The 2,014-nt window shown below is 34.9% G+C and carries 3 protein-coding genes and 1 pseudogene; 3 read left to right on the top strand and 1 reads right to left on the bottom strand.

Annotated features, from left to right (window positions below):
• Positions 1–212: pseudogene (locus RT405_RS00425) on the bottom strand (phosphatase); the annotation flags it as partial.
• A 235-nt stretch (positions 213–447) separates the two neighbouring features.
• Here RT405_RS00425 and RT405_RS00420 point away from each other — a divergent pair.
• Genes RT405_RS00420 through RT405_RS00410 form a run of 3 tightly spaced genes read left to right on the top strand, consistent with a single transcriptional unit; the run spans position 448 to position 1,982 of the window.
• Positions 448–999: an NUDIX hydrolase gene (locus tag RT405_RS00420; RefSeq protein WP_313466725.1), complete on the top strand. Its 552-nt coding sequence runs from the start codon at positions 448–450 to the stop codon at positions 997–999.
• Positions 1,000–1,017: 18 nt separating this feature from the next.
• The gene (gene macP, locus RT405_RS00415) at positions 1,018–1,269 is read left to right on the top strand and encodes a cell wall synthase accessory phosphoprotein MacP (protein WP_313466724.1); all 252 of its coding nucleotides are present in this window, start codon (positions 1,018–1,020) and stop codon (positions 1,267–1,269) included.
• 20 nt (positions 1,270–1,289) lie between these two features.
• Complete coding sequence (locus RT405_RS00410; protein WP_313466723.1) at positions 1,290–1,982, top strand: 5'-methylthioadenosine/adenosylhomocysteine nucleosidase; 693 nt, start codon at positions 1,290–1,292, stop codon at positions 1,980–1,982.
• The last annotated feature ends 32 nt before the right edge of the window (positions 1,983–2,014 follow it).

The following is a 2,014-nucleotide window of genomic DNA, read 5'->3' as shown; positions in this document are numbered from 1 at the left end:
GCAGAAACTTTGCGCAATCTTTTCTTTGGATGGGCAACGTTAGCTTCACTTTGTTTATAAAAGAAGAAAGCACCGATTCCGATACTGATAATTAAAGACCACCATAAGCCTAAATTAAAGATAAAGATGAGTACTAAAAAGATTAAAATTGTTGAGATACTTGTGAAAGTATAGCGTAAAATATCGTTAAGGTTTTTAAGGAAATCATTCATTGAGATTCACTCCATTTTTTTATTTAACTCCTATATTTGATGATCATTTTATAATTCTATTTTATCATAAATGATTCTAAAAGGCCCATCAGACTAAAGAAGGATTTCTAACTACGACTTTTGTTAAAGTATAAACGAACTTAGAAAAGAGTTAAATCAAGTTGAGGATTGAAAAATAAAAATTGAAAAGGTATGATATGAAAGAAGTCAATGTTTACAGACGGGAGGAAGCAAAATGGATTTTGTAGAAAAAACAGTTAACAAAGAACTTATTTATAAAGGAAATATAACTGAATATTGGGTAGAAAAAGTTCTTTTGCCTAATGGGAAAAAAGCTGACCGTGAAATCGTAAAACATGATGGAGCAGTGGCTATTATGCCCTTTACAGCAGATGGCAAAATGGTTTTTGTTAAGCAATTTCGGAAAGCCATTGAAAAGACGATTTTAGAAATTCCAGCAGGAAAAATTGATGCGACAGATAAAGATCCGGCAGAAACAGGAAAAAGAGAGCTCGAAGAGGAAACGGGGTTTCGAGCAGCACGATTTGATTTAGAAACTTCTTTTTATACTTCACCTGGGTTTACAAACGAATTGATCTATATTTATCGAGCTGAAGGATTAACTAAAGTGGATCAACCTCTTTCTCAAGATGAAGATGAATTTATTGAAATTCTAACGTTATCTTTTGAAGAAGCTTGGGAAGCATATGAGCAACAATTGATCATTGACTCTAAGACGGTATTTGCTCTTTTCTATTGGAAATTGACTAGGCAGACAAAGAATTAAAGCGGGGTAAATAAAGGAATGGATCAAAAAACAAGAGCGGAATTGCGAAGAATAAAAGAACAAGAAGGAAAAGAAGCAAAAAAAAGAGCTAAAGAACGCGAAAAAGTTGAAAAATCTTATCAGAAACAAATGGAAAAAGAAGGTAAAGTAACTAAAAGCCGCAAAACAGAAAATGATAAATACCGTAGTGTGGACAAATTATTGACGAAAGCGATTATTGTAGTTTCCCTGTTGTTGGTTATAGTGCTGATCATTGTTTTTTTAATCTGATAATAAAGAGGAGAAGCTAAATGAAAATTGGAATTATTGGAGCTATGGAAGAAGAAGTAGCATTGCTAAAAACAAAAATGGTAGATGGAAAAGAATGGACACAAGCAAATGCAACTTTTATTTCTGGAAAAATAGCAGAACACCAAGTTGTCCTAGTTCAATCTGGTATAGGTAAAGTCAACGCTGCTATTGCTGCAACACTGTTGATTGCTCAATATGGGACAGATGTTTTGATCAATACCGGTTCAGCAGGTGGCATCGGGAAAGGACTTGCTGTAGGCGATGTAGTGATTTCCTCACAACTGGCTTATCATGATGTCGATGCAACTGTATTCAATTATGAAATTGGCCAAGTTCCCCAAATGCCTGCGCGTTATGCAGCAGACAAGACGATGATTGAAAAGACAAACAAAGCTGCAAAAAGTGTCGGATTGCATCCTGTTAATGGATTGATAGTGACTAGTGACTCTTTTGTTGCTGGCAAAAAGGAGACTGAAAAAATTCTCAGTCATTTTCCAGATGCTTTAGCAGCTGAAATGGAAGGTGCTGCGATTGCTCAAGTAGGGTATCAATTCAATAAACCTTTTGTCATTGTAAGAACGATGTCAGATGTTGCTGATGAAGAAGCTGGTATAAGTTTTGATGAATTTATTATCGAAGCAGGGAAGAAATCAGCTAGCATGGTTTTAGAGCTAATCGCTACAATCGATTAGCAGCTATCGTAATTTTTGAGATTATTCATTTG

It is taken from the genome of Carnobacterium sp., assembly GCF_032094055.1.
GTDB lineage: Bacteria > Bacillota > Bacilli > Lactobacillales > Carnobacteriaceae > Carnobacterium_A.
This window is presented reverse-complemented; position numbering and strand designations above follow the sequence as displayed.